This is a genomic window from Ruegeria sp. K7 (assembly GCF_056531785.1).
Genome location: NZ_JBQFMJ010000002.1, coordinates 422,064 through 440,680 on the forward strand (window position 1 = coordinate 422,064; position 18,617 = coordinate 440,680).

28 protein-coding genes are annotated in these 18,617 nt (G+C 60.6%); 16 read left to right on the forward strand and 12 right to left on the reverse strand.

Annotated elements, in window-relative coordinates; translation table 11 throughout:
* Positions 1-21 precede the first annotated feature (21 nt).
* Together ACR0FE_RS06770 and ACR0FE_RS06775 are read right to left on the reverse strand one after the other, a co-directional pair.
* A complete protein-coding gene (locus tag ACR0FE_RS06770) occupies positions 22-408 on the reverse strand; it encodes a hypothetical protein (protein WP_170611984.1) in 387 nt (128 codons plus the stop codon).
* A gap of 42 nt (positions 409-450) precedes the next feature.
* The gene (locus ACR0FE_RS06775) at positions 451-1,644 is read right to left on the reverse strand and encodes an aminotransferase-like domain-containing protein (protein WP_480911848.1); all 1,194 of its coding nucleotides are present in this window, start codon (positions 1,642-1,644) and stop codon (positions 451-453) included.
* A gap of 158 nt (positions 1,645-1,802) precedes the next feature.
* Between ACR0FE_RS06775 and ACR0FE_RS06780 the strand changes: the two genes are divergently transcribed.
* On the forward strand, positions 1,803-2,573 hold the full coding sequence (locus ACR0FE_RS06780) for a FadR/GntR family transcriptional regulator (RefSeq protein WP_321250922.1): 771 nt from the start codon (positions 1,803-1,805) through the stop codon (positions 2,571-2,573).
* Between the two features lie 83 nt (positions 2,574-2,656).
* Here ACR0FE_RS06780 and ACR0FE_RS06785 read toward each other — a convergent pair whose 3' ends face one another.
* The 6 genes from ACR0FE_RS06785 to ACR0FE_RS06810 form a co-directional block, all read right to left on the reverse strand.
* Complete coding sequence (locus tag ACR0FE_RS06785) at positions 2,657-3,217, reverse strand: F0F1 ATP synthase subunit B (RefSeq protein WP_480911851.1); 561 nt, start codon at positions 3,215-3,217, stop codon at positions 2,657-2,659.
* Between the two features lie 5 nt (positions 3,218-3,222).
* A complete protein-coding gene (locus ACR0FE_RS06790) occupies positions 3,223-3,774 on the reverse strand; it encodes a F0F1 ATP synthase subunit B' (RefSeq protein WP_170611991.1) in 552 nt (183 codons plus the stop codon).
* A gap of 86 nt (positions 3,775-3,860) precedes the next feature.
* Positions 3,861-4,085, reverse strand: coding sequence for a F0F1 ATP synthase subunit C (locus ACR0FE_RS06795; RefSeq protein WP_005981269.1), 225 nt, complete (start codon positions 4,083-4,085; stop codon positions 3,861-3,863).
* A 48-nt stretch (positions 4,086-4,133) separates the two neighbouring features.
* Entirely contained in the window at positions 4,134-4,892 is a 759-nt protein-coding gene (locus ACR0FE_RS06800; RefSeq protein WP_170611993.1) for a F0F1 ATP synthase subunit A, read from the reverse strand.
* 2 nt (positions 4,893-4,894) lie between these two features.
* Entirely contained in the window at positions 4,895-5,227 is a 333-nt protein-coding gene (locus tag ACR0FE_RS06805; RefSeq protein WP_170611995.1) for an AtpZ/AtpI family protein, read from the reverse strand.
* A 184-nt stretch (positions 5,228-5,411) separates the two neighbouring features.
* Positions 5,412-6,323, reverse strand: a complete 912-nt coding sequence (locus ACR0FE_RS06810; RefSeq protein WP_480891020.1) for a DMT family transporter — start codon at positions 6,321-6,323, stop codon at positions 5,412-5,414.
* An 83-nt stretch (positions 6,324-6,406) separates the two neighbouring features.
* Here ACR0FE_RS06810 and ACR0FE_RS06815 point away from each other — a divergent pair, with 83 nt between their 5' ends.
* Complete coding sequence (locus tag ACR0FE_RS06815) at positions 6,407-6,739, forward strand: ArsR/SmtB family transcription factor (RefSeq protein WP_170619201.1); 333 nt, start codon at positions 6,407-6,409, stop codon at positions 6,737-6,739.
* A gap of 6 nt (positions 6,740-6,745) precedes the next feature.
* Here ACR0FE_RS06815 and ACR0FE_RS06820 read toward each other — a convergent pair whose 3' ends face one another.
* Genes ACR0FE_RS06820 through ACR0FE_RS06830 form a run of 3 tightly spaced genes read right to left on the reverse strand, consistent with a single transcriptional unit; the run spans position 6,746 to position 9,027 of the window.
* Positions 6,746-7,186, reverse strand: coding sequence for a universal stress protein (locus ACR0FE_RS06820; RefSeq protein ID WP_480911855.1), 441 nt, complete (start codon positions 7,184-7,186; stop codon positions 6,746-6,748).
* 33 nt (positions 7,187-7,219) lie between these two features.
* Positions 7,220-8,152, reverse strand: a complete 933-nt coding sequence (locus tag ACR0FE_RS06825) for a DMT family transporter (protein WP_480911856.1) — start codon at positions 8,150-8,152, stop codon at positions 7,220-7,222.
* Positions 8,149-9,027, reverse strand: a complete 879-nt coding sequence (locus ACR0FE_RS06830) for a LysR family transcriptional regulator (protein WP_480911859.1) — start codon at positions 9,025-9,027, stop codon at positions 8,149-8,151. Before ACR0FE_RS06830 ends, ACR0FE_RS06825 begins: the two co-directional genes overlap by 4 nt.
* 119 nt (positions 9,028-9,146) lie before the next feature.
* Between ACR0FE_RS06830 and ACR0FE_RS06835 the strand changes: the two genes are divergently transcribed.
* On the forward strand, positions 9,147-9,728 hold the full coding sequence (locus ACR0FE_RS06835) for an FMN-dependent NADH-azoreductase (protein WP_170825217.1): 582 nt from the start codon (positions 9,147-9,149) through the stop codon (positions 9,726-9,728).
* 159 nt (positions 9,729-9,887) lie between these two features.
* Here ACR0FE_RS06835 and ACR0FE_RS06840 read toward each other — a convergent pair whose 3' ends face one another.
* Positions 9,888-10,418 carry a prolyl-tRNA synthetase associated domain-containing protein gene (locus tag ACR0FE_RS06840; protein WP_480911862.1) on the reverse strand — a complete coding sequence of 177 codons (531 nt, stop codon included), beginning with the start codon at positions 10,416-10,418 and terminating at the stop codon, positions 9,888-9,890.
* An 86-nt stretch (positions 10,419-10,504) separates the two neighbouring features.
* Here ACR0FE_RS06840 and ACR0FE_RS06845 point away from each other — a divergent pair, with 86 nt between their 5' ends.
* The 13 genes from ACR0FE_RS06845 (at position 10,505) to trmD (ending at position 18,537) form a co-directional block, all read left to right on the forward strand.
* Positions 10,505-11,023, forward strand: a complete 519-nt coding sequence (locus ACR0FE_RS06845) for a hypothetical protein (protein ID WP_480911864.1) — start codon at positions 10,505-10,507, stop codon at positions 11,021-11,023.
* 162 nt (positions 11,024-11,185) lie between these two features.
* Entirely contained in the window at positions 11,186-12,691 is a 1,506-nt protein-coding gene (ffh, locus tag ACR0FE_RS06850; protein ID WP_480812481.1) for a signal recognition particle protein, read from the forward strand.
* Positions 12,688-13,245 (forward strand): GNAT family N-acetyltransferase, encoded by a 558-nt coding sequence (locus ACR0FE_RS06855; RefSeq protein WP_480911868.1) that lies wholly within the window; start codon positions 12,688-12,690, stop codon positions 13,243-13,245. The genes ffh and ACR0FE_RS06855 overlap by 4 nt, the downstream gene beginning before the upstream one ends.
* Positions 13,242-13,793: a GNAT family N-acetyltransferase gene (locus tag ACR0FE_RS06860; protein WP_480911870.1), complete on the forward strand. Its 552-nt coding sequence runs from the start codon at positions 13,242-13,244 to the stop codon at positions 13,791-13,793. The genes ACR0FE_RS06855 and ACR0FE_RS06860 overlap by 4 nt, the downstream gene beginning before the upstream one ends.
* A complete protein-coding gene (locus tag ACR0FE_RS06865; RefSeq protein WP_480812478.1) occupies positions 13,790-14,326 on the forward strand; it encodes a GNAT family N-acetyltransferase in 537 nt (178 codons plus the stop codon). The genes ACR0FE_RS06860 and ACR0FE_RS06865 overlap by 4 nt, the downstream gene beginning before the upstream one ends.
* A complete protein-coding gene (locus ACR0FE_RS06870) occupies positions 14,323-14,862 on the forward strand; it encodes a GNAT family N-acetyltransferase (protein ID WP_480911873.1) in 540 nt (179 codons plus the stop codon). Before ACR0FE_RS06865 ends, ACR0FE_RS06870 begins: the two co-directional genes overlap by 4 nt.
* Positions 14,859-15,155, forward strand: a complete 297-nt coding sequence (locus tag ACR0FE_RS06875; RefSeq protein ID WP_039541590.1) for a chorismate mutase — start codon at positions 14,859-14,861, stop codon at positions 15,153-15,155. The genes ACR0FE_RS06870 and ACR0FE_RS06875 overlap by 4 nt, the downstream gene beginning before the upstream one ends.
* A gap of 66 nt (positions 15,156-15,221) precedes the next feature.
* Positions 15,222-15,611, forward strand: a complete 390-nt coding sequence (gene rpsP / locus ACR0FE_RS06880) for a 30S ribosomal protein S16 (RefSeq protein WP_170681598.1) — start codon at positions 15,222-15,224, stop codon at positions 15,609-15,611.
* 13 nt (positions 15,612-15,624) lie between these two features.
* On the forward strand, positions 15,625-16,260 hold the full coding sequence (gene bluB, locus ACR0FE_RS06885; RefSeq protein WP_480911876.1) for a 5,6-dimethylbenzimidazole synthase: 636 nt from the start codon (positions 15,625-15,627) through the stop codon (positions 16,258-16,260).
* A gap of 16 nt (positions 16,261-16,276) precedes the next feature.
* On the forward strand, positions 16,277-16,414 hold the full coding sequence (locus ACR0FE_RS06890) for a hypothetical protein (protein WP_170805713.1): 138 nt from the start codon (positions 16,277-16,279) through the stop codon (positions 16,412-16,414).
* Positions 16,407-16,910: a ribosome maturation factor RimM gene (gene rimM, locus ACR0FE_RS06895; RefSeq protein ID WP_480526191.1), complete on the forward strand. Its 504-nt coding sequence runs from the start codon at positions 16,407-16,409 to the stop codon at positions 16,908-16,910. Before ACR0FE_RS06890 ends, rimM begins: the two co-directional genes overlap by 8 nt.
* On the forward strand, positions 16,910-17,725 hold the full coding sequence (locus ACR0FE_RS06900; protein ID WP_480911880.1) for a hypothetical protein: 816 nt from the start codon (positions 16,910-16,912) through the stop codon (positions 17,723-17,725). The genes rimM and ACR0FE_RS06900 overlap by 1 nt, the downstream gene beginning before the upstream one ends.
* Positions 17,722-18,537, forward strand: coding sequence for a tRNA (guanosine(37)-N1)-methyltransferase TrmD (trmD, locus tag ACR0FE_RS06905; protein WP_480911881.1), 816 nt, complete (start codon positions 17,722-17,724; stop codon positions 18,535-18,537). The genes ACR0FE_RS06900 and trmD overlap by 4 nt, the downstream gene beginning before the upstream one ends.
* Positions 18,538-18,617: the final 80 nt, after the last annotated feature.

Genomic DNA, 18,617 nt, shown 5'->3' on the forward strand with positions numbered 1-18,617 from the left:
TCTCGCAACAATCCGCGCGTTTCAATAAGGGGTGCATTCATACACCGCATAGTCGAATCCCCCATAGCTGATACACTCATAGTTCGGGCGCGAGATCGCCGTCAGCAATAGCCGCTCGCCCATTTCCCGGTCGCAGCCCAGAACGCCGACCGTCACTGCGGCATCGCCCAGCACGTCCAGGATCGGGCAGCCCGATACCTGCGCCATGGCCAGCGCCGCGCGATCGCGGATCGGTCCCAGACGCGGGGCGTATTGCGTGTTCACCCGCACCGCTTCGGCCAGTTCGTTGCGCACACGCACATCGAACACGCTGCCATTGACGGCAACACGGGTGGCCGGGAGGTTGCGAAAATAGGGCGTGCCAGCCGAACAGGCCGCCAGCAGCAACAGGGCAAGCAAACGGATCATGCCGCAGTCTTGCGGCAATCTGGTTAACGTTTCCTTTCCGGATCAGGCGCGCAGGGCCTCGCCCAACCGGCGTACGCCTTCACGGATGGTCTCTTCGTCCGAGTTCGAGAAGCTGAGGCGGATGGTGTTTGTGCCAGAGCCGTCGGGGAAAAACGCGTGCCCCGGCACAAAGGCAACCTTCACCGTCTCCAATGCCCGCGCCAGCAGGTCGGCGCCGTTGATCTCTTTCGGCAGGGTCAGCCAGATGAACATGCCGCCTTCGGGGCGGGTCCATGCGACACCCTCAGGCATGTGCTCCTTCAGCGCCGCCAGCATCGCATCGCGACGCGCGCCATAGACGCGGCGCAGCAAGGGGATATGCGTGTCGAAACAGGCTTGTGCCACCTGGTGCACCGCCATCTGGTTGATCGTGGCCGAATGCAGATCTGCGGCCTGTTTCATCAGCACCAGCCGTGAAATCACCGGTTTGGCCGCCACCACCCAACCCATGCGCAGGCCCGGCGACAGGGTTTTCGAGAAGCTTCCGCAATAGATGGTGCGGCACGCCTCGATCGACCTTTTGCGGGCCAGTTCCAGCGCCAGAACGGGCGGGATCGGATCGCCGTCATAGCGCAGGGCCTGATAGGCGCCGTCCTCGATTATCGCGCAGTCCAGATCCTCGGCCAGATCCAGCAGGGTTTCGCGCCCACGCAGGTCGACCGTTTCGCCGGTGGGGTTGGCAAAATCCGGGGACAGGTAGGCAAACTTGACCGCGCCCTGACCTGCTGCCGCTGCATATTCGTCGGCCCCGCGGTTGCCATTGATGCTGAGTTGGTCAAAACGCGGCTCGTAGGCATTGAACGCCGCCAGCGCGCCCAGATAGGTGGGCCACCCGACGAGGGCCGTATCCCCGGGCGACAGGAACAGCTTACCCAGATAATCCAGCGCCTGCTGCGACCCCGAGGTGATCAGGATGTTGTCGATGCCGCATTCGACCCCGATTGCACGCATATGATCCGCCAGCCACTGGCGCAGCGGCACGTAGCCTTCGCTGACCGAATACTGCAGGGCCTGCGCCCTTTGTGCGGGGGACAACGCTGCCTGAAAGGCTTGTGCAAAGGCGTCCGCCGGGAACAGCGCCGGGTCCGGTATGCCGCCGGCAAAGGAAATGATGTCCGGCTGATCCAGCAGTTTCAGCAATTCGCGGATCTCGGATGCCTTCATCCGGGATGCGCGGGTGGCATAAAGCTTGTCCATGGCAATCGACCTCCTCAGCCCTGTTACGGCGGCACGCTATTCACGTTTGCATTAAAGTCAATATTGCTGACCTATTATTTCAATCATCGTGATGGCGCATTCTTGCACATGGGCCAAATACGTGGTCATGTTAGTTGACCAATTTCACGTGATGACCGATGCCCTTTCACAAAGTTCAAAGCGAAAAGCTGTCTCTGGCCGTGGTCCGGCAGATCGAATTGCTGATATTGCGCGGGATTCTGCGCCCCGGAGAGCGCCTGCCGGCCGAAAGGGAACTGGCCGACCGGATGGGTGTCTCGCGCCCGTCTTTGCGTGACGCGATATCGGAATTGCAGGATCAGGGGTTGCTGACGGCCAAAGCCGGGTCCGGCATTTATGTTGCCGATGTTCTCGGCTCGGCCTTCTCGCCAGGTCTGATCCGCCTGTTCGGCAGCCATGACGAGGCCGTGTTCGACTATCTGTCGTTTCGGCGGGATATGGAGGGTCTGGCGGCCGAGCGCGCGGCCCGGTTGGGATCAGAAAGCGATCTGAAGGTGGTGCAGGCGATCATCGACAAGATGGAAGCCGCCCATGCCCGCAACGCCGCCGAGGAAGAGGCAATCCTGGACGCGCAGTTCCACATGGCGATCATCGAAGCCAGCCACAACGTGGTCATGCTGCACATGATGCGGTCGATGTACGATCTGCTGCGTCAGGGCGTCTTCTACAACCGACAGGTGATGTTTCAGCAACGCACCAACCGAGAGGCCATTCTGGAACAGCACCGCGCCATCAATACCGCCCTGCAGGACCGCGATCCGCAGGGGGCGCGGCAGGCGGTCGAGCAGCATCTGAGCTTTGTTGAACAATGTCTGGCGGATCAGCAGAAAGCGCTGCGGAACGAGGCGATCGCCCAACAGCGACTGGAGCATGAAACCGGCAAGCCCTGACGGCTTAACTCGGGACTGTACGGAAACAAAAAAACCCGAAGGCCAGCGGCTTTCGGGTTTTCCTTGATCACGATGTGATACGGTTAGTGAAGCTTTTCACCAACGTCGGCAATGGATGCGTCGATCAGCTTGTTGGCCTGCGTCGCAGTCATCTGCTTGGCCAGAACGGCGTTCGCGGCGGAAACCGCAATCGTAATGGCCTGATCACGGACTTCCTTCACGGCCGAAGCTTCGGCCGATGCGATCTGATCCTGTGCAGCTGTCAGACGGCGTGCAATGGACTTCTCCAGATCGACCTTGGCCTGTTCCGCCGCCAGTGCCGCATCGTCTTTCGCAGCCGCCACAATCGCGTCTGCCTGAGTCTGCACCTCGCGCTGCTTGCGCTCGTACGAGGCCAGCAGGCTGCGGGCTTCTTCGTGCAGGGCGCGGGCTTCGTCGAGTTCCGACTTGATGCCTTCGGCCCGTTTGTCCAGGGCACCGCCGATCAGGCCGGGAACCTTGAAGTAGAACAGGACCGCAATGAAGACGATAAAGCCCAGAAGGACGACAAAGTCGGTATTGCCAAGCGAGAAGAACGGGCCGCTCGCGGCCAGAGCCGGGCTGGCGGCACCGAGGGTCAGGATAAGAGCAAGAGTGTTGCGCATGTCACTTATCCTTTCATCTGTGCGTCAACTGCACCGTCGATGGCTTTGGCATCCGCCTCGCCGCCCAGTGCGGTAACCAGTTCAGCTGCCGTATCCTTGGCAACCACTTGAATGCTTTCCAGCGCACCTGCACGGATGTCGGCAATTGCCTTTTCCGATTCAGCCGCCTTTGCAGCGATTTCCGCGTCCGCCTTGGCAATCGCGTCATCCAGATCGGCCTGGATTTCCGCGCGTGCTTCGGCAGCGATACGCTGCGCTTCGGCACGGGCATCGGCCAGTGCCTTGTTATAGGCCTCTTCAGCCTCGACCGCTTTGGCCTTCAGATCTTCGGCCGCAGCCAGGTCATTTGTAATGGTCCCCTGACGTTCAGCCAGGATTGCCGCGATGCGCGGCAAGGCCACGCGGGACAGGACCAGAAAGATGACGACCAGCGTAATGACCAGCCAGAAAATCTGGTTGGGGAACCAATCGAAGCAGAGCTGCGGCATCCCGATGGCTGAGCCATAGGAGTCGACGCACGAGCCAACTACTTCTTCGCTAATGGGTTCAGTCGCCATGATGTCCTCCGTCGGAACGTTGTCTTTACAACAGGTGGGCCGCTATGGCTTGGACCCACCTGCGCGTAAGGATCAGGTTCCGCAGATTAGACGGCGAACATCAGCAGCAGCGAGACCAGGAATGCGAAGATCCCCAGGGCTTCTGCGAATGCGATACCGATGAACAGGGTTGCGGTCTGCGATGCAGCCGCCGAAGGGTTGCGCAGGGCGCCGGCCAGGAAGTTGCCTGCAACGTTGCCCACCCCGATTGCGGCTGCGCCGGAACCGATTGCTGCCAGGCCTGCGCCGATGTGTGCGAGATCGCCTTCCATGATGTATCTCCTTACGAATTGGAAGTTTCGATGTTGGGGTATCGGACCTTAGTGCGAAGGATGCAGCGCATCTTTCAGATAAACACAGGTCAGAATGGTGAATACGTAGGCCTGGATGAAGGCCACCAGGACCTCGAGGCCGTACATTGCGGTGATCGCCAGAACGGACACGGGCGAGATCACGGCAACCGCGGCAAAGCCCGCGAACACCTTGATAACCGCGTGGCCTGCCATGACGTTACCGGCAAGACGAATGGAGTGGCTGACGGGGCGCACGAAGTACGAAATCAGCTCGATGATCGCCAGAATGGGGCGCAGTGCCAGCGGCGCGCTCGAGACCCAGAACAGGCCCAGGAACCCTGCGCCGTTCTTGACGAAACCCAGAATGGTCACGGTCAGGAACACGGCCAGCGCCAGCGGGATGGTAACCGCAAAGTGTGACGTGGTTGTAAACGAGGTCGGGATCAGGCCCAGGAAGTTCGCGGAGACGATGAACATGAACAAGGTCATGACATAGGGGAAGAACTTGACGCCTTCCTTGCCGCAGATGTCTTCCAGCATCTTGTAGATGAAGCCGTAGGTCAGTTCCGCGATCGACTGCATCCGGCTGGGCACAATCGCGCGTTTGGATGTGGGCAGAACCAGCAGAGCCGCAACAGCCAGCACTGCGAAGAACAGCCACAGGGTCACGTTGGTTACTGTGAACATGCCGACCGCACCGTCGCCGAACAACGGCTTGACGATGAACTGGTCCATCGGGTGGAATACCAGGCTGCTGCCTTCTGCTGCGGTGGTCTCAGTCGCCACGTTCAGTCCCTCTCGTCCTTCTCGGCAGCCGTCGCCGCCGCTTGTTTCTCTTGAGCCTCTTTCGCGCTGCGGAGCATAACCTTCACGCCCGCGACAAGGCCCAGCAATGTGAAAAGCACCAGAAAGATCGGGATCGTCCCGAGCAGGCTGTCCAGCCCGTATCCGATGCCAAATCCGATCCCCAGACCGGATACCATTTCGATGACCATCCTCCAGGCAAGCTCGCCCCCGGAAATGTCAGCATCTGCGCGGGCCTTTGGCTGTTTGGCCTTTTTCGCCGCATCGATCTTGGCCTCCAGCTGCGCCATACGCTGCTTTTGGTCGTCATCGGTCACGGGCGTTTTCCTCGCACAGTCTTGGGCATGGTGCTAAGGCGCACGGGGCGCAGAGTCAACGATCTTGAAGGGTCAGCATTTTGCCACTCAAGTTACTGTTATTATTAATAATATTTTCAAATTAGAATCCCGCATGATCGTCGCGAATTGCCCAATCCCCGGCAAAGTGCCGGATTCCGCATATTCAACCTGTTGGTTGATCTTTGTCCTGCACCCTGAGCCGCCAGCGCCGAACAATACGCCCGTCGATCAGCAACAGGCCCAGCAGGATCGCCGCCATGCCCATCAGATGTTCGGGCAGCAGCACCTCTCCCAGCACCCAAGTTCCCAGCACCAGCGCCGAGACCGGTGCAACCAGCGTCACGGTCGACATGTTGGTGGGTCCGACCTTGGGCAACAGCCAGTAGAAGGCAATAAAGGCGGCCGAGGTCAGAACAAATCCGATCATCATCAGCGACAGCCATGTCTCGGTCCGCGTCACATGTGGCAGCCCTTCCTGCCACAGCGCAAGCGGTGTGATGGCCAGCGTCGCACCTGTCAGGGCCAGCGCAACCAGCACCACGGGTTGCATGTCGCGGAAAGCCCGCGCGAGATTGAAGGAGAACGCATAACAGATCGGGGCGCAAACGGTCAGCAGGATGGCCCAGAACTCGGACGTCGCCCCGGCGCGCAGTACAGGCAATGACAGCAGCACAATGCCAGAAAAGCCGCAGACGACCCCGAGAGATTTCAGCCATGTCGCGCGCTCACCACCCGGCCAGTAATGCGAGACGATGACAGCAAAGGCAGGTGTCGTTGCGTTGACGATCCCGGCAACGCCTGAGGCGATATGCTGTTGTGCCAGTGCGTAAAACGCGAATGGTCCGGCATAGCTGAGCGCACCAAAGCCCAACAGCCCAAGCGCCCTCCTTGTGGTCAGATGAACCGGCAGGCGGGCGCCCGCGACGTAAACCCAGCACCCCAGCGCACCGAAGGCGACCCGGCCCATCGACACTGAAAGCGGCCCCAGTTCCCGCAGCAATATGGCGTTGAACATGAAGGACATGCCCCAGCCGATGCCAAGGATGCTGATCACCAGCCAGTATCTGAGCGCCATTGCATTCCCTCGTCCGGTCGCCGGGGCACAGTGACGGTTTGGCGGAAATTGTCAAACCGGATGCGGCGTATTAGGAAAGACAAATGTCCGACCAACTTGACACCGTATTTGCTGCCCTCGCCGACCCGACCAGGCGCGCCATTCTGGCGATGCTGCTGGAGGATGATATGGCGGTCACAGACGTGGCCGAACCGTTCGAGATGTCGCTGGCCGCGATCTCGAAGCATCTGGTCATCCTGACCAGGGCCGGGCTGATCTCGCAGGAAAAACGGGGCCGCGTGAAATGGTGCAAGCTGGAACCCGATGCGCTGCGGGCGGCATCCGTCTGGATGCAGGGATTCGGGCAGTTCGAACCGGTTAACCTGGATGCGTTCGAACGGTTTCTGGAGATCGAACTGCCCACGCCCGAGGACTAAGCCAGCTTACCGGACGACAAACACCGACACGCTGGCATGTTTTGCCAGATAGCCGGCGTGGCTTGAAAAGATATAGTCCATGATCCGGGGGGCATGGGTGCCCACCACAATCAGGTCCGCGCCGATCTCGTCGGCTGCACGGGTCAGATCACCGTCAAGTTCAGCGCCGACATCAACGGAATGAATATTGCGGAACGCCACTTCGGCACCGCTTTTCTCGGCCAGTTCACTGGCGAAATCCTGCAGGTCCTGATTGATGGCCGCCTCGGACTGACCGGGTTCGCCCGGTTGGGTTCCTGTCACGCTGACGATGGTGATCCTGGCCCCTTGCCATTGGGCGACCTGCGCGGCGACGTCTGCCGCCTTGCGGACCTCGGGCGGCAGATGCAGATCGACGGGGAACATGATGTGGTTGTACATGATGATTTCCTCCTTGCCCAAAAGCATGGAGAAATTCGAATATATGTACCTTGATCTGCCTCAAGGGCCGGTTTTGCCCGGATTTGCGTCCGTCGCAGGCGCTGCGCCTGCGGGTTCTTCCGGCCTCAGCAACATCAAAAGCGCGACACATGTCATAACCACGCCCACAAGGATCAGTGCAACTGGGGTGCCGTTGCCCAGCGCGATCTCCCACAGGATGACCCAGCTGGGTGTCAGATAAGTATAGGCCATCACCTTGGCCGAGGGCAGATGCAGCGAGGCAAACTGCACCAGCACAAAACTGGCGGCAGTGGCAAAAAGCGAGACATAGAGCAACCCGATCCACACAATGGCAGGCAGGTTTGCCCAATCCGTCGCCCGTATGTCGGACCAGCCGTAGATCGTCAGGATCAGGCAACCCGCAACAAGGGTGCCAAAGGTGAAGACCACGGCAGGTTCACCCCTGTTGAGGCGGCGTATCATCGGGGTGTAAACCGCATGTGCGACACAGCCCCAGAAATAGATGATCTCTCCGCCGCCGATCTCGAAGGCCCTGAACGCCTGCCAGTCAGCCCGGAAAATCACCCAAAGCGCCCCGACGGCCCCAACCGCCAGGGCCAGCGCCATGCGGGGCGTGGTGATCTGGCGCAACAGAAACCAGCCCGCGATCGCGGACAATACCGGTGTCAGGGTGAACACCGCAGCAGCACTGACCGGCGGTGCGGTTTTCAGGCCGTAAAACATCAGCACGAAATAGGTGGCGAACAGCCCGCCCAGCACGAAATACCGCCAGGGTGCCCGCGCGGCGCTGCGTGGCAGGCCGGTTGTCGCCATCGCCACGGCACCGATCACCAGTGCCGCAATAGCGAACCTGGCCGCCGTGATCGCCGAAGGCGCAATCTGGTTGGCTATGAGTGAGCCCAGCGAGAAACTGCCGGCCACCAGCATGGAAAACACAAGCATCGCCAGATGGCCGCGGGCCTGAAACGTCACGGCTGCCAGCCTTTGGCCTGCTCCTTGAGGAAGGACAAAAACGCCTGCACCTTCGTTGTGCGATGCAGGTCGACATGCGTGACCAGCCACAGCTTGCCCGACCATTCGGGCAGCGGTTCCATAACTTCGACCAGTTCCGAATCGCGCGAAGCTTCCCACCGGGCCATAAAGCCGATACCGGCACCGGACAGAACCGCCTCGCGCATGCAGAAGTTGTTGGTGCAGCGAAAGGTGATCGCTTGCGCTGGAGCTGTCGCGCGCAACCATTTCGAAAACGGAGCACGGCTGTTTTCATCGTCGGTGCTGACAAAAAAGTGGTCAGCGAAATCCTCGAAACCTGCCGGTTTGCCATGCCGCTCTACGTAAGACTTGCTGGCATAAAGCCCCACCTCCTGCGTTATGAAGGGCTGCACCACATTGTCTGGCTGATCCGGGGCGGCGCCGGCACGAATGGCCACGTGCGCTTCGCCGTATTCCAGCCGAAACAGCCGGTCGCCGGTGAGGTAACGCACGATCAGGCCCGGATGGGCAGTCTGAAACTCGGTCAAGGCGGGAACAACCAGCGGCGCCAGCGAGGCCAGCGACGTCACCACCAGCTCTCCCGATACGTCGTCGCCACGTCCCTTCATCCGCCCGACCAGCTGATTGAACTGATCTTCGGTCGCCTGTGCGACGCGCAGAAGATCCTCGCCCGCATCCGTTGCCGTATAGCCGCGCGCGTGACGCTGGAACAGTTTTACACCCAGCCGCGCCTCGATCGCGTCGATGTGACGGATGACGGTCGCATGATGCACACCCAAAACTTCGGCCGCGCCACTGACCGTGCCCATGCGTGCCACCTGATAGGCGGTTCTGACTTCGTCCCAATTGTCCACTGCATCAAATCCACTGTGCAAATTCCAACAATGACTGTTGGCTTATCAGAGTTTTGTTCACCCACGCAACGCTCATATTGGCGGCAGACGCGAATTCCACATCAATAGGACACCCTGACATGACCAAGACCATCCTGCATATCGACGCCTCGGCCCGCCGCGAAGGATCCGCCACCCGCGACCTGTCAAACCGGATCGTCAACCACCTGAAGGCCGGCCGCATCATCCGCCGCGACCTGGCCTCGCCGCTGCCGCTGCTGACCGAAGACTGGATCAATGCCAACTTCACCCCCGCCGATCAGCGTGACGCGGTCCAGCGTGACCAATTGGCCCTGTCGGACGAACTGGTGAACGAACTTCAGCAGTCCGACATCATCGTGATTGGCCTGCCGATCTACAACTTTTCGGTTCCGGCCGCTTTCAAAGCCTGGATCGATCTGGTTGCCAGAGCCGGGCTTACTTTCTCGTACTCCGAAAACGGTCCAAAAGGCCTGCTGGACGGTAAGCGCGCCATTCTGGCCATTGCTTCGGGCGGTACTGCCGTCGGCTCCGAGATCGACTTTGCCACCGACTACGCCAAGCATGTGCTAGGCTTTGTCGGCATCCATGACGTCGATGTCGTTGCTGCCGACCAACTGGCTCTGGACGCCGAAACATCGCTTAGCAACGCCCACAAGGCGGTTCAGGAACTGGCAGCCTGACCGGCCGTCGCCCGCCGCAATCGAGACGTCCGGCCTTCGTCCAAAAAGCGTAGGTCGGGCGTTTTTTGTGGGCAGAAACCGCGAGCCCAACGCAAAAAGCCCTTAGCTTTTTCTGTTCCCTAGTTCCCTGGCCGGAAGCCCGCGCCGTCGGGCCTGCGCTCAGGGCAGCCAGGTGACCTGGCAGCCGATCCTGTCGAAGAACGCCATCAGGTCGGCGCGCGCCATTGCCACAGTCCGGTCGTTCACCAGCGGGTGCAGGTAGATCACATCGGCCTGCCGCGCGGCGCCATCCATGAAAAACCGAACGTTGTTCTGAACGCCATTGATCATCGCCAGCGGGCTGACCGCGCCGGGGCGGATGCCAAGGTTCTGCATCAGGCGATCCGCCGAGCCAAAAGACAGGTTCCCGATACCAAGCTCGGCGCCCAGCGCCTTGAGATCAATCTCGCGGTTTTGCTCCAGCGTCACCAGATAGTTCCGCTTTTTCTTGTCGCGCAGATAGAGGTTTTTGAGCCGCAGTGCATTTTCACCCGGCATCATGAACTGGTCCTCGACCGCCTGAGACTCCTCGACCGAGCACAGTGGCACATGGGTATGCAGACGATAGGACAACACCCAATCATCCAACTGCGCCAGCAACGCGTCAGAGCTGAGCGGTAGTGTTTCCTGAAAGGCGGATGATGCGTCCATGGGAACCTCCTGTTTGGCGCTCATCGCGCAACACGAGGGCAAATTCAAGCCACGACAGTGCCAGAATTCGGTGTTAGCGTGCCGCCATGAAGGTGACGCGCAATACCCCGGACCAATTGATCCTGTCCAACACGCCCTGGTTTATTGGCATCTCTCTGGTCTTCTTCATCCTCGTCTTTGTCGGTGTCGGCCTGTTCATGGTCAGCGAAGGCGGCGAGGGCATTTTGTTCGGCCTGTTCTTTGCCCTGTTCGGTGGCGGGATGGGGATCGGCGCATTCTGTGTCTTTGTGCGCCGCGTTCAGGTTATATTGGACCGCAATAGCAATAGCATCTTGATCCGTCGCCAATCGATCTTTGGGTATGACGCAGTAGAACATGAGTTGTCGAACCTGTCCCATGCTGAGGTGGAAACGACCACCTCGACCCGCGACACGACCACGTCCAAGATGCATCGCCCCGTTCTGATCCTAAAAAAAGGAATGAGCGCTGGACGCCACCCGATTGTCGAAGCCTATGCCAGCGGGCGCGGATCACACCGAATGGTTGACGCCGTCAACGATTGGTTGCCGACCCGCAAGGTTGACTCTGCCAGCCAATCGGCCTAAAGCCCCCTCAAACATCCGGAAGCCTCTCGATCTTCCGGTCCCTTGAGTCGATCAGGGATCGCCCCCCACCAGCGAGTTTCGCCCGTGGGGGCGTTTGTGCATTTAACCGGCGCATCCTATCTAGGAGACGCCACCAGATAACCGGCTAAGGAGGCCGAAGGCATGTTTGAAAATCTATCCGAACGCCTCTCTGGCGTCTTTGATCGGCTGACGAAACAAGGTGCTCTGTCCGAAGAAGACGTCAAGACCGCCCTGCGTGAGGTCCGAGTTGCGCTGCTTGAGGCCGACGTCTCGCTGCCGGTGGCCCGCGAATTCGTCAAGAAGGTGCAGGAACAGGCGACCGGGCAGGCGGTGACCAAGTCGATCACCCCCGGCCAGCAGGTCGTCAAGATCGTGCATGACGCGCTGGTCGATACCCTGCGCGGCGAGGAAGACCCCGGCAAGCTGAAGATCGACAACCCGCCCGCCCCGATCCTGATGGTAGGTCTGCAGGGCTCGGGTAAGACGACCACAACCGGTAAGCTGGCCAAGCGGCTAAAGGAAAAAGAGGGCAAGAAGGTCCTGATGGCCTCGCTCGACGTCTATCGCCCGGCGGCGATGGATCAGCTGGCCGTTCTCGGCACACAGGTTGGCGTCGATACGCTGCCGATCGTTCCCGGTCAGAAGCCGGTCGACATCGCCAAGCGCGCCAAACAGCAGGCAACGCTGGGCGGCTATGACGTCTACATGCTCGACACCGCGGGCCGTCTGCATATCGACGAAGTGCTGATGGACGAGGTCGAGCAAGTCCGCAACGTGGTCGACCCGCGTGAGACGCTGCTGGTTGTCGACGGTCTGACCGGTCAGGTCGCTGTTGAAGTGGCGGAAGAATTTGACGCCAAGGTTGGCATCTCGGGCGTGGTCCTGACCCGGATGGACGGTGACGGGCGCGGCGGTGCGGCGCTGTCGATGCGCGCGGTCACTGGCAAGCCGATCCGCTTTGTCGGCCTGGGTGAAAAGATGGACGCGCTCGAAACCTTCGAGCCGGACCGGATCGCCGGTCGTATTCTGGGCATGGGCGACATCGTTGCTCTGGTCGAAAAGGCCCAGGAAACGATGGAGATGGAACAGACCGAGCGCATGATGAAGCGCATGGTCAAAGGTCAGTTCAACATGAACGACCTGAAGATGCAGCTGGAGCAGATGATCCAGATGGGTGGCATGCAGGGCATGATGGGCATGATGCCGGGCATGGGCAAGATGGCCAAGCAGATGGATCAGGCCGGTCTGGACGACAAGATCCTGCGCCAGCAGATCGCCATGATCCAGTCGATGACCAAACGGGAACGCGCCAACCCGCAATTGCTGCAGGCCAGCCGCAAAAAGCGCATCGCCGCAGGTTCGGGTATGGAGGTCAGCGACCTCAACAAGCTGCTCAAGATGCACCGGCAGATGTCGGACATGATGAAAAAGATGGGCAAGATGGGCAAAGGCAAGATGCTGAAACAAGCCATGAAGGGCATGTTCGGCAAAGGCGGCCCCTCGCCCGAAGAAATGGCCGCTGGCATGGACCCCAAGGCGCTGGAACAGGCCGCCAAGGCAATGGGCGGCAAGATGCCCGGAATGCCTGGAATGGGTGGCGGCATGGCTCTGCCCCCGGGTCTGAGCGGGTTCGGAAAGAAAAAGTGACGCCAGCACGCTGCACCCAGCCCCCGTCCGGAAAGGCGGCGATGGCAGCAGCGCAGTATCGCGCGGCTCTGCCGGTCCTTGAGACCCGGCGGCTGGTTCTGCGTGCTCCTACCCTGAATGATCTGCCGGTATGGACAGCGATCTGCAAGGAAAGCTTTGGCGACACCGACCAGGAAGCCTGGACCGAGTTCTCGTACTATTCATCCGGTTGGCTTCTGCATGGCCATGGCCTGTTCACGGCCGCATTGAAAGATCAGGAAGTGGCCATTGGCTTCGTCGTTCTGGGTCTCGAATGGGACGATCAGGAACCCGAGCTTGGCTATCTGTTTTCAGCCTATCATCGCATGCAGGGCTATGCGACCGAAGCTTGTGCCGCGGTTCGCGACTTCGGCTTTGATCTTCTCGGATCGGGTTGCTTCGTAAGCTATGTGTCGGCATCCAACACCCGGTCAAATGCACTTGCCAAACGGCTGGGCGCTGTGCGGGACGTGAATGCAGAGAACGCGTTTGGCGCGGATCAGCATGTCTGGCGTTATGGCGAGGCGAAGGCATGACACTTGCGTTGGCCATACCCACCCTTGAGACTGAGCGCCTGATTATGCGCGCGCCGTCGGAAGCGGATCTTGACGCCGATACAGCGTTCTTCGCCAGAGATGCCGCGCGATATGTCGGCGGTCCGTTGCGCCGGGATGAGACATGGCGTCTGGTCGCCTCGCTTCTGGGCCATTGGGCGTTGCGCGGCTACGGGTACTGGAGTGTCGATGAAAAGGACACCGGCACCTATGTCGGGCGTATCGGTCTTTGGTGTCCGGAAGGCTGGCCCGAGCCCGAGGTCGGCTGGACGCTGATGAACCACGCCACCGGCAAGGGCTATGCGACCGAAGCCGCGCTGACCGCACGGGCATATGCCTATGACCTGCTGGGGTGGGAAACGGCGATCTCGCTGATCGATCTGGAAAATGACGCCAGCAAGGCGGTGGCCCAGCGTCTGGGGGCGCAGTTCGAGTATTACTATGACCACCCCAAGTTCGGCAAAACCGAAATCTGGCGGCACCCTGCCCCGGTTGATCTGGTAAATGGCGGGATGGAGGCCTACGCATGATAGACCTCTGCATTCCCACCCTGAAAACCGAACGCCTGATCCTGCGCGGACCCGAGGCGCGGGATTTCGACAATGTCGCGGATTTCTTTGCCGACAAGGACCGCAGCTGGGGCTTTGGCGGCCCGCTGGACCGCAATCAGGCGTGGCGCTGGTTTGCCAGCATGATCGGCCATTGGGTTCTGCACGGCTATGGCTTCTGGACCGTTGAAACGCATGACGGCCAGCCCGTGGGCTTTGTCGGGCTGTGGTCGCCGGAAGGCTGGCCCGAGCCGGAACTGGGCTGGGTCATGTTCGCCGGAAGCGAAGGCAAAGGCTATGCCCGTGAGGCCGCTCAAGAGGCGCGCCTCTATGCCTATGAGGTTCTGGGGTTCGAAACGCTGAGCTCGAACATCTTTCCGGGCAACGAACGCTCGATCGCGCTGGCCGAGCGGCTGGGCGCGCAGTACGAGCGCAGTTTCGAAAACGTCTCGCACGGCACCGAACTGGTGTACCGCCATCCCGGCCCCGACCAGATTTCGGAGGGGCTCGCATGACGACATTCACCATCCCATCGATTGAAACCGAGCGCCTGATCCTGCGCGCGCCCGAATTGGATGATCTGCCCGCAATGACCGCATTCTTTGCGACCGAACGCAGCCATATGGTTGGCGGACCCAAGGATGAATTTGCCTGCTGGAGCTCATTGGCACACCGGCTGGGGCACTGGGCACTGAGAGGCTATGGCCTGTGGCATCTGACCGAAAAGGCCAGTGACGCCTTCGTGGGATGGGCCGGTATGATCGATGTCCCCGGCTGGGCCGAACCCGAACTGGGCTGGACCCTAATGGCCGAGGCCGAAGGCAAAGGTCTGGGTTATGAGGCTGCGAACGCGGCCCGGGCCTATGCGGCGCAGCACCAGGGCCTGAACGGCGTCATTTCGTACATCGCCCACGCGAACGACCGCTCGCGCGCCCTGGCCGGGCGGCTTGGGGCCACCTACGAGCGCGACGGTGAATTGCTGGGCAAAAAGGCCCAGATCTGGCGCCACCCGCAGATTGACCCAATGACCTCCGAAAGGACCGGCCAATGACCAACCCCGTGACACAGGCTGCTGCGTTGCTGAAGGATCACCGCGAGAGCATCGACCGGCTGGACGCGATCCTTGTCTATACGCTGGGCGAGCGGTTCAAGCACACGCAGGCCGTTGGCAAGCTCAAGGCCGCACACGACCTTCCCCCGTCCGATCCCTCGCGCGAGGCTGCGCAGATCGCACGGTTAGAAGACCTGGCGAAAGAGGCCGATCTGGACCCCGATTTCGCCAAGGCTTTCCTGAACTTCATCATTCAGGAAGTCATCCGACACCATAAGAAACACCAGAACTAAACCGGGATTGTCCCGGCTTTCACAAGACACGCCTTTGGCGTGATGCCATTCAAAGGAGATACCACCATGGCAATGAAAATTCGTCTCGCCCGCGGCGGCTCGAAAAAGCGTCCTTTCTACCGCATCGTGGCTGCTGACAGCCGCATGCCCCGCGACGGCCGTTTCATCGAGAAACTGGGCACCTACAACCCGCTGCTGCCGAAAGACAGCGAAGAGCGCGTGAAAATGGACATGGAGCGCATTCAGTACTGGCTGGACCAGGGTGCTCAGCCCACCGACCGTATTGCACGCATGCTGGAAGCAGCCGGCGCACGCGACAAGGCCGAGCGCAACAACCCCAATAAGGGTACCCCGGGCAAGAAAGCCCAGGAGCGCGCGGAAGAGAAAGCTGCAAAGGCTGCTGAAGCTGCCGAAGCCGCTGCCGCACCGGCTGAAGAAGCTGCTGCTGAAGAATAAGCAAGGCGGGCGCGTGCAGGATCAGACCTTCAGTGATGATTTCCGCACGCAGTTCGATCTGCTGATGCGGCTCCGGCGCGATGTGCGCCGGTTCCGCACCGATGCCGTGGACGAGGCAGTGCTGACGCGCTGCCTCGACACGTTTCGGCTGGCCCCATCGGTGGGGCTGAGCGAACCCTGGCGCGTGATCCGTGTCGAAAGCGATAAAGCCCGCACTGCGGCGCTTGAGAATTTCCAGACCGCGAATGCCGAGGCCCTTGCCGGATATTCCGGCGAGAAGGCGCAGCTTTACAGCAGCCTCAAGTTGTCGGGCATGCGCGAGGCCCCTGTGCAACTGGCTGTCTTCTGCGACGATGCCACGGACAAGGGTCTGGGGCTGGGCGCAGGCACGATGCCCGAAATGCGTCGGTATTCCGTGGTCACCGCGATCACACTGTTCTGGCTGTCCCTTCGGGCCGAGGGGCTGGGGCTGGGATGGGTGTCCATTCTGGACCCCGACCGGTTGACGCGGGACCTGAAAGTGCCGGACAGCTGGCGCCTGATCGGGTATTTCTGCATCGGCTGGCCCGAGGCGTTGTCAGACACGCCGGAACTGGAGCGTGCCGGTTGGGAAAATCGTCAGGACAGTCTGACCGTCGAGGTGCGATAGACTTATGTTTGGGCTGATGCGGCTTCCCATCCTGCTGATGATCGCTTTTATTGTCGGCGTGTTTTTCGAACGCAGCAATCAGCGCGACGCCTGTGCCACGCGCGGAGACTGGCAGGACGGAGTTTGTGTGACGGTGGAAGGGTCCAATGACTGATCTGATCTGTGTAGGCAGTATCGCCGGGTCTTACGGCGTGCGGGGCGAAGTGCGGCTGAAAAGCTACTGCGCGACCCCCGAAGACATCGAATCATATTCTCCGCTGACCGACGAAAGCGGCGCGGAACGGTATCCGCTTGTGCTGACCCGGACGATCAAGAACGGCTTTGCCGCGCGGCTGGGCGGAATTGAAACAAAGGAGCAGGCCGACGCGATCAAAGGTCTGCGCCTGTTTGCGCGACGTGACCAGTTGCCCTCGCTGCCGGATGACGAGTTTTATCATACGGACCTGATCGGGCTTGAGGTCTATGACACCGGCGGCACGCTTCTGGGCCGGGTGAAATCGGTGCAGAACCATGGCGCGGCAGACCTGCTGGAACTGCAGGGGCCGGGGATGAACACCACGGTTCTGCTGCCCTTCACGCTTGAGGTCGTGCCCACGGTCGATCTGGATCAGGGGCGTATCATCGCCGACCCGCCGGAGGGTCTGCTGTAATGCGGCGGATAATGCTGCATCTGGGCCTGCACAAAACAGGCACCACTGCGGCGCAGTCCTTCCTGTATGAAAACCGCGAGTTGATCTGGCCCCATTTCGCGCTGGTGCTGCCTTACAAGACCCGCAAGACAGGGCTGTCCGGTGCGGCCACCCGTCACTCGGTTTATGGAACAGTGGGAACGCTGGCCGAGTTTGGCGGCCAGATGCGTGAATTTCTGGATACGCTGGAATTCGGAACCAAACGCGGGCTGATCCTGAGCGAAGAGAATTTCAGCGGCCTGCGCCCCAGTCGCAACCTGAGCCAGGGCTACGCTGCGGCCCCGGATCTGGCCGCGTGTATCGTCGATTCGATCCGACAGCGGCTGGTCGGAGAGGATCTGGACATAACGCTCTACCTATCGTTGCGCCAGCGCGGCGCGTGGCTGCGCAGCCTGTGGGCGCATGATTTGCAACGCACGCGGATGGTGCAGGATTTCGAAACCTTCCGTGCCAACCTTGATCAACTGCCTTCGCTTGAGGACACGGTGAACAGCATTCGGGACAAGCTGCCATCGGTCACCGTGCAGTCGGAATGGCTGGAAGACATGCTACAGCGCCGTTTTGGCCCCGGTGCGCCATTTGCAGAGTTCCTCAGGTTGTCACGAGACAAAACCGCCCGGATTGTACCGCCGAACAAGGTCAATCCCAGCCTGCCGGAAGACACATTGACCGAGCTTCTGGCGTTGAACCGGTCACGACTGGACGAAGCCGCGCTGACCCGTCAGAAAGCAGCGATCATCGAATCTGTGCAGGACGAGATCTACGGGACCCCATGACTGACAAGCCCAACAAATCCCATGGTCGCAAGGCGATCCGGCCCACGCTGAAACCACGCGAATTGATAACGCCGACACCCGATCTGCATGGCGTGTGGAAAGCCAGGATCATCACGCTGTTCCCGTCGGCCTTCCCCGGCGTGTTGGGCGAAAGCCTGACCGGCAAAGCCCTGCAAGAGGGGTTGTGGCAGTTGGAAACGATCGATCTGCGCCGGTTTGGGGTCGGCAAGCACCGCAATGTCGATGACACGCCGGCCGGCGGCGGGGCCGGAATGGTCCTGCGCCCAGATGTTCTGGGCGAGGCGATTGAACACGCGATGGCGGGCGTTCAGGGCAACTGGCCCCTGATCTACCTCAGCCCGCGCGGCCGGCCGATGAACCAAGCCATGATGCAGTCGCTGGCGCGATGTGACGGTATGACCTTGCTGTGTGGCCGCTTCGAAGGTGTCGATGAACGGGTGCTGGAGCATTACGGCGTTCAGGAGGTTTCGCTTGGTGATTTCGTCATGACCGGGGGCGAAATTGCAGCACAGGCCCTGATTGACGCGACGGTCCGGCTGATCCCGGGCGTGCTGGGCAATCAGGCTTCGACCGAGGATGAGAGTTTTTCGTCGGGCCTGCTGGAACATCCGCAATACACCCGCCCCGCCGAATGGAAAGGGCGGCCGATCCCCGACGTTCTGATGTCCGGGCACCATGGCCGAATCGCTGAATGGCGCCACAGCATGGCCGAGAAGTTGACCCGGGATAGGCGTCCGGAAATCTGGGAGAGCTACAGCAAATCCAAGAGTGGCGATTCTGAAGCGGAGTGACCCGTCTCACCCAACTGCTTGCACGAAACGAAGGCCATTTATTCAATTTCTGACTGCATTTCTTAAGAGGATGCCACAGT

Bases quoted from the DNA above. Each gene is read 5' to 3' on its own strand.
- ACR0FE_RS06795 (WP_005981269.1), bottom strand. From the start codon at position 4,085: ATGGAAGGCGATCTCGCACACATCGGCGCAGGCCTGGCAGCAATCGGT.
- ACR0FE_RS06900 (WP_480911880.1), top strand. From the start codon at position 16,910: ATGCGGCGGATAATGCTGCATCTGGGCCTGCACAAAACAGGCACCACT.
- ACR0FE_RS06810 (WP_480891020.1), bottom strand. From the start codon at position 6,323: ATGGCGCTCAGATACTGGCTGGTGATCAGCATCCTTGGCATCGGCTGG.
- ACR0FE_RS06840 (WP_480911862.1), bottom strand. From the start codon at position 10,418: ATGGACGCATCATCCGCCTTTCAGGAAACACTACCGCTCAGCTCTGAC.
- ACR0FE_RS06820 (WP_480911855.1), bottom strand. From the start codon at position 7,186: ATGCTTTTGGGCAAGGAGGAAATCATCATGTACAACCACATCATGTTC.
- rpsP (WP_170681598.1), top strand. From the start codon at position 15,222: ATGGCAATGAAAATTCGTCTCGCCCGCGGCGGCTCGAAAAAGCGTCCT.
- ACR0FE_RS06770 (WP_170611984.1), bottom strand. From the start codon at position 408: ATGATCCGTTTGCTTGCCCTGTTGCTGCTGGCGGCCTGTTCGGCTGGC.
- ACR0FE_RS06835 (WP_170825217.1), top strand. From the start codon at position 9,147: ATGACCAAGACCATCCTGCATATCGACGCCTCGGCCCGCCGCGAAGGA.
- ACR0FE_RS06890 (WP_170805713.1), top strand. From the start codon at position 16,277: ATGCGGCTTCCCATCCTGCTGATGATCGCTTTTATTGTCGGCGTGTTT.
- ACR0FE_RS06775 (WP_480911848.1), bottom strand. From the start codon at position 1,644: ATGGACAAGCTTTATGCCACCCGCGCATCCCGGATGAAGGCATCCGAG.
- ACR0FE_RS06785 (WP_480911851.1), bottom strand. From the start codon at position 3,217: ATGCGCAACACTCTTGCTCTTATCCTGACCCTCGGTGCCGCCAGCCCG.
- rimM (WP_480526191.1), top strand. From the start codon at position 16,407: ATGACTGATCTGATCTGTGTAGGCAGTATCGCCGGGTCTTACGGCGTG.
- ffh (WP_480812481.1), top strand. From the start codon at position 11,186: ATGTTTGAAAATCTATCCGAACGCCTCTCTGGCGTCTTTGATCGGCTG.
- ACR0FE_RS06865 (WP_480812478.1), top strand. From the start codon at position 13,790: ATGATAGACCTCTGCATTCCCACCCTGAAAACCGAACGCCTGATCCTG.
- ACR0FE_RS06790 (WP_170611991.1), bottom strand. From the start codon at position 3,774: ATGGCGACTGAACCCATTAGCGAAGAAGTAGTTGGCTCGTGCGTCGAC.
- ACR0FE_RS06870 (WP_480911873.1), top strand. From the start codon at position 14,323: ATGACGACATTCACCATCCCATCGATTGAAACCGAGCGCCTGATCCTG.
- trmD (WP_480911881.1), top strand. From the start codon at position 17,722: ATGACTGACAAGCCCAACAAATCCCATGGTCGCAAGGCGATCCGGCCC.
- ACR0FE_RS06875 (WP_039541590.1), top strand. From the start codon at position 14,859: ATGACCAACCCCGTGACACAGGCTGCTGCGTTGCTGAAGGATCACCGC.
- ACR0FE_RS06860 (WP_480911870.1), top strand. From the start codon at position 13,242: ATGACACTTGCGTTGGCCATACCCACCCTTGAGACTGAGCGCCTGATT.
- ACR0FE_RS06780 (WP_321250922.1), top strand. From the start codon at position 1,803: ATGCCCTTTCACAAAGTTCAAAGCGAAAAGCTGTCTCTGGCCGTGGTC.
- ACR0FE_RS06815 (WP_170619201.1), top strand. From the start codon at position 6,407: ATGTCCGACCAACTTGACACCGTATTTGCTGCCCTCGCCGACCCGACC.
- ACR0FE_RS06845 (WP_480911864.1), top strand. From the start codon at position 10,505: ATGAAGGTGACGCGCAATACCCCGGACCAATTGATCCTGTCCAACACG.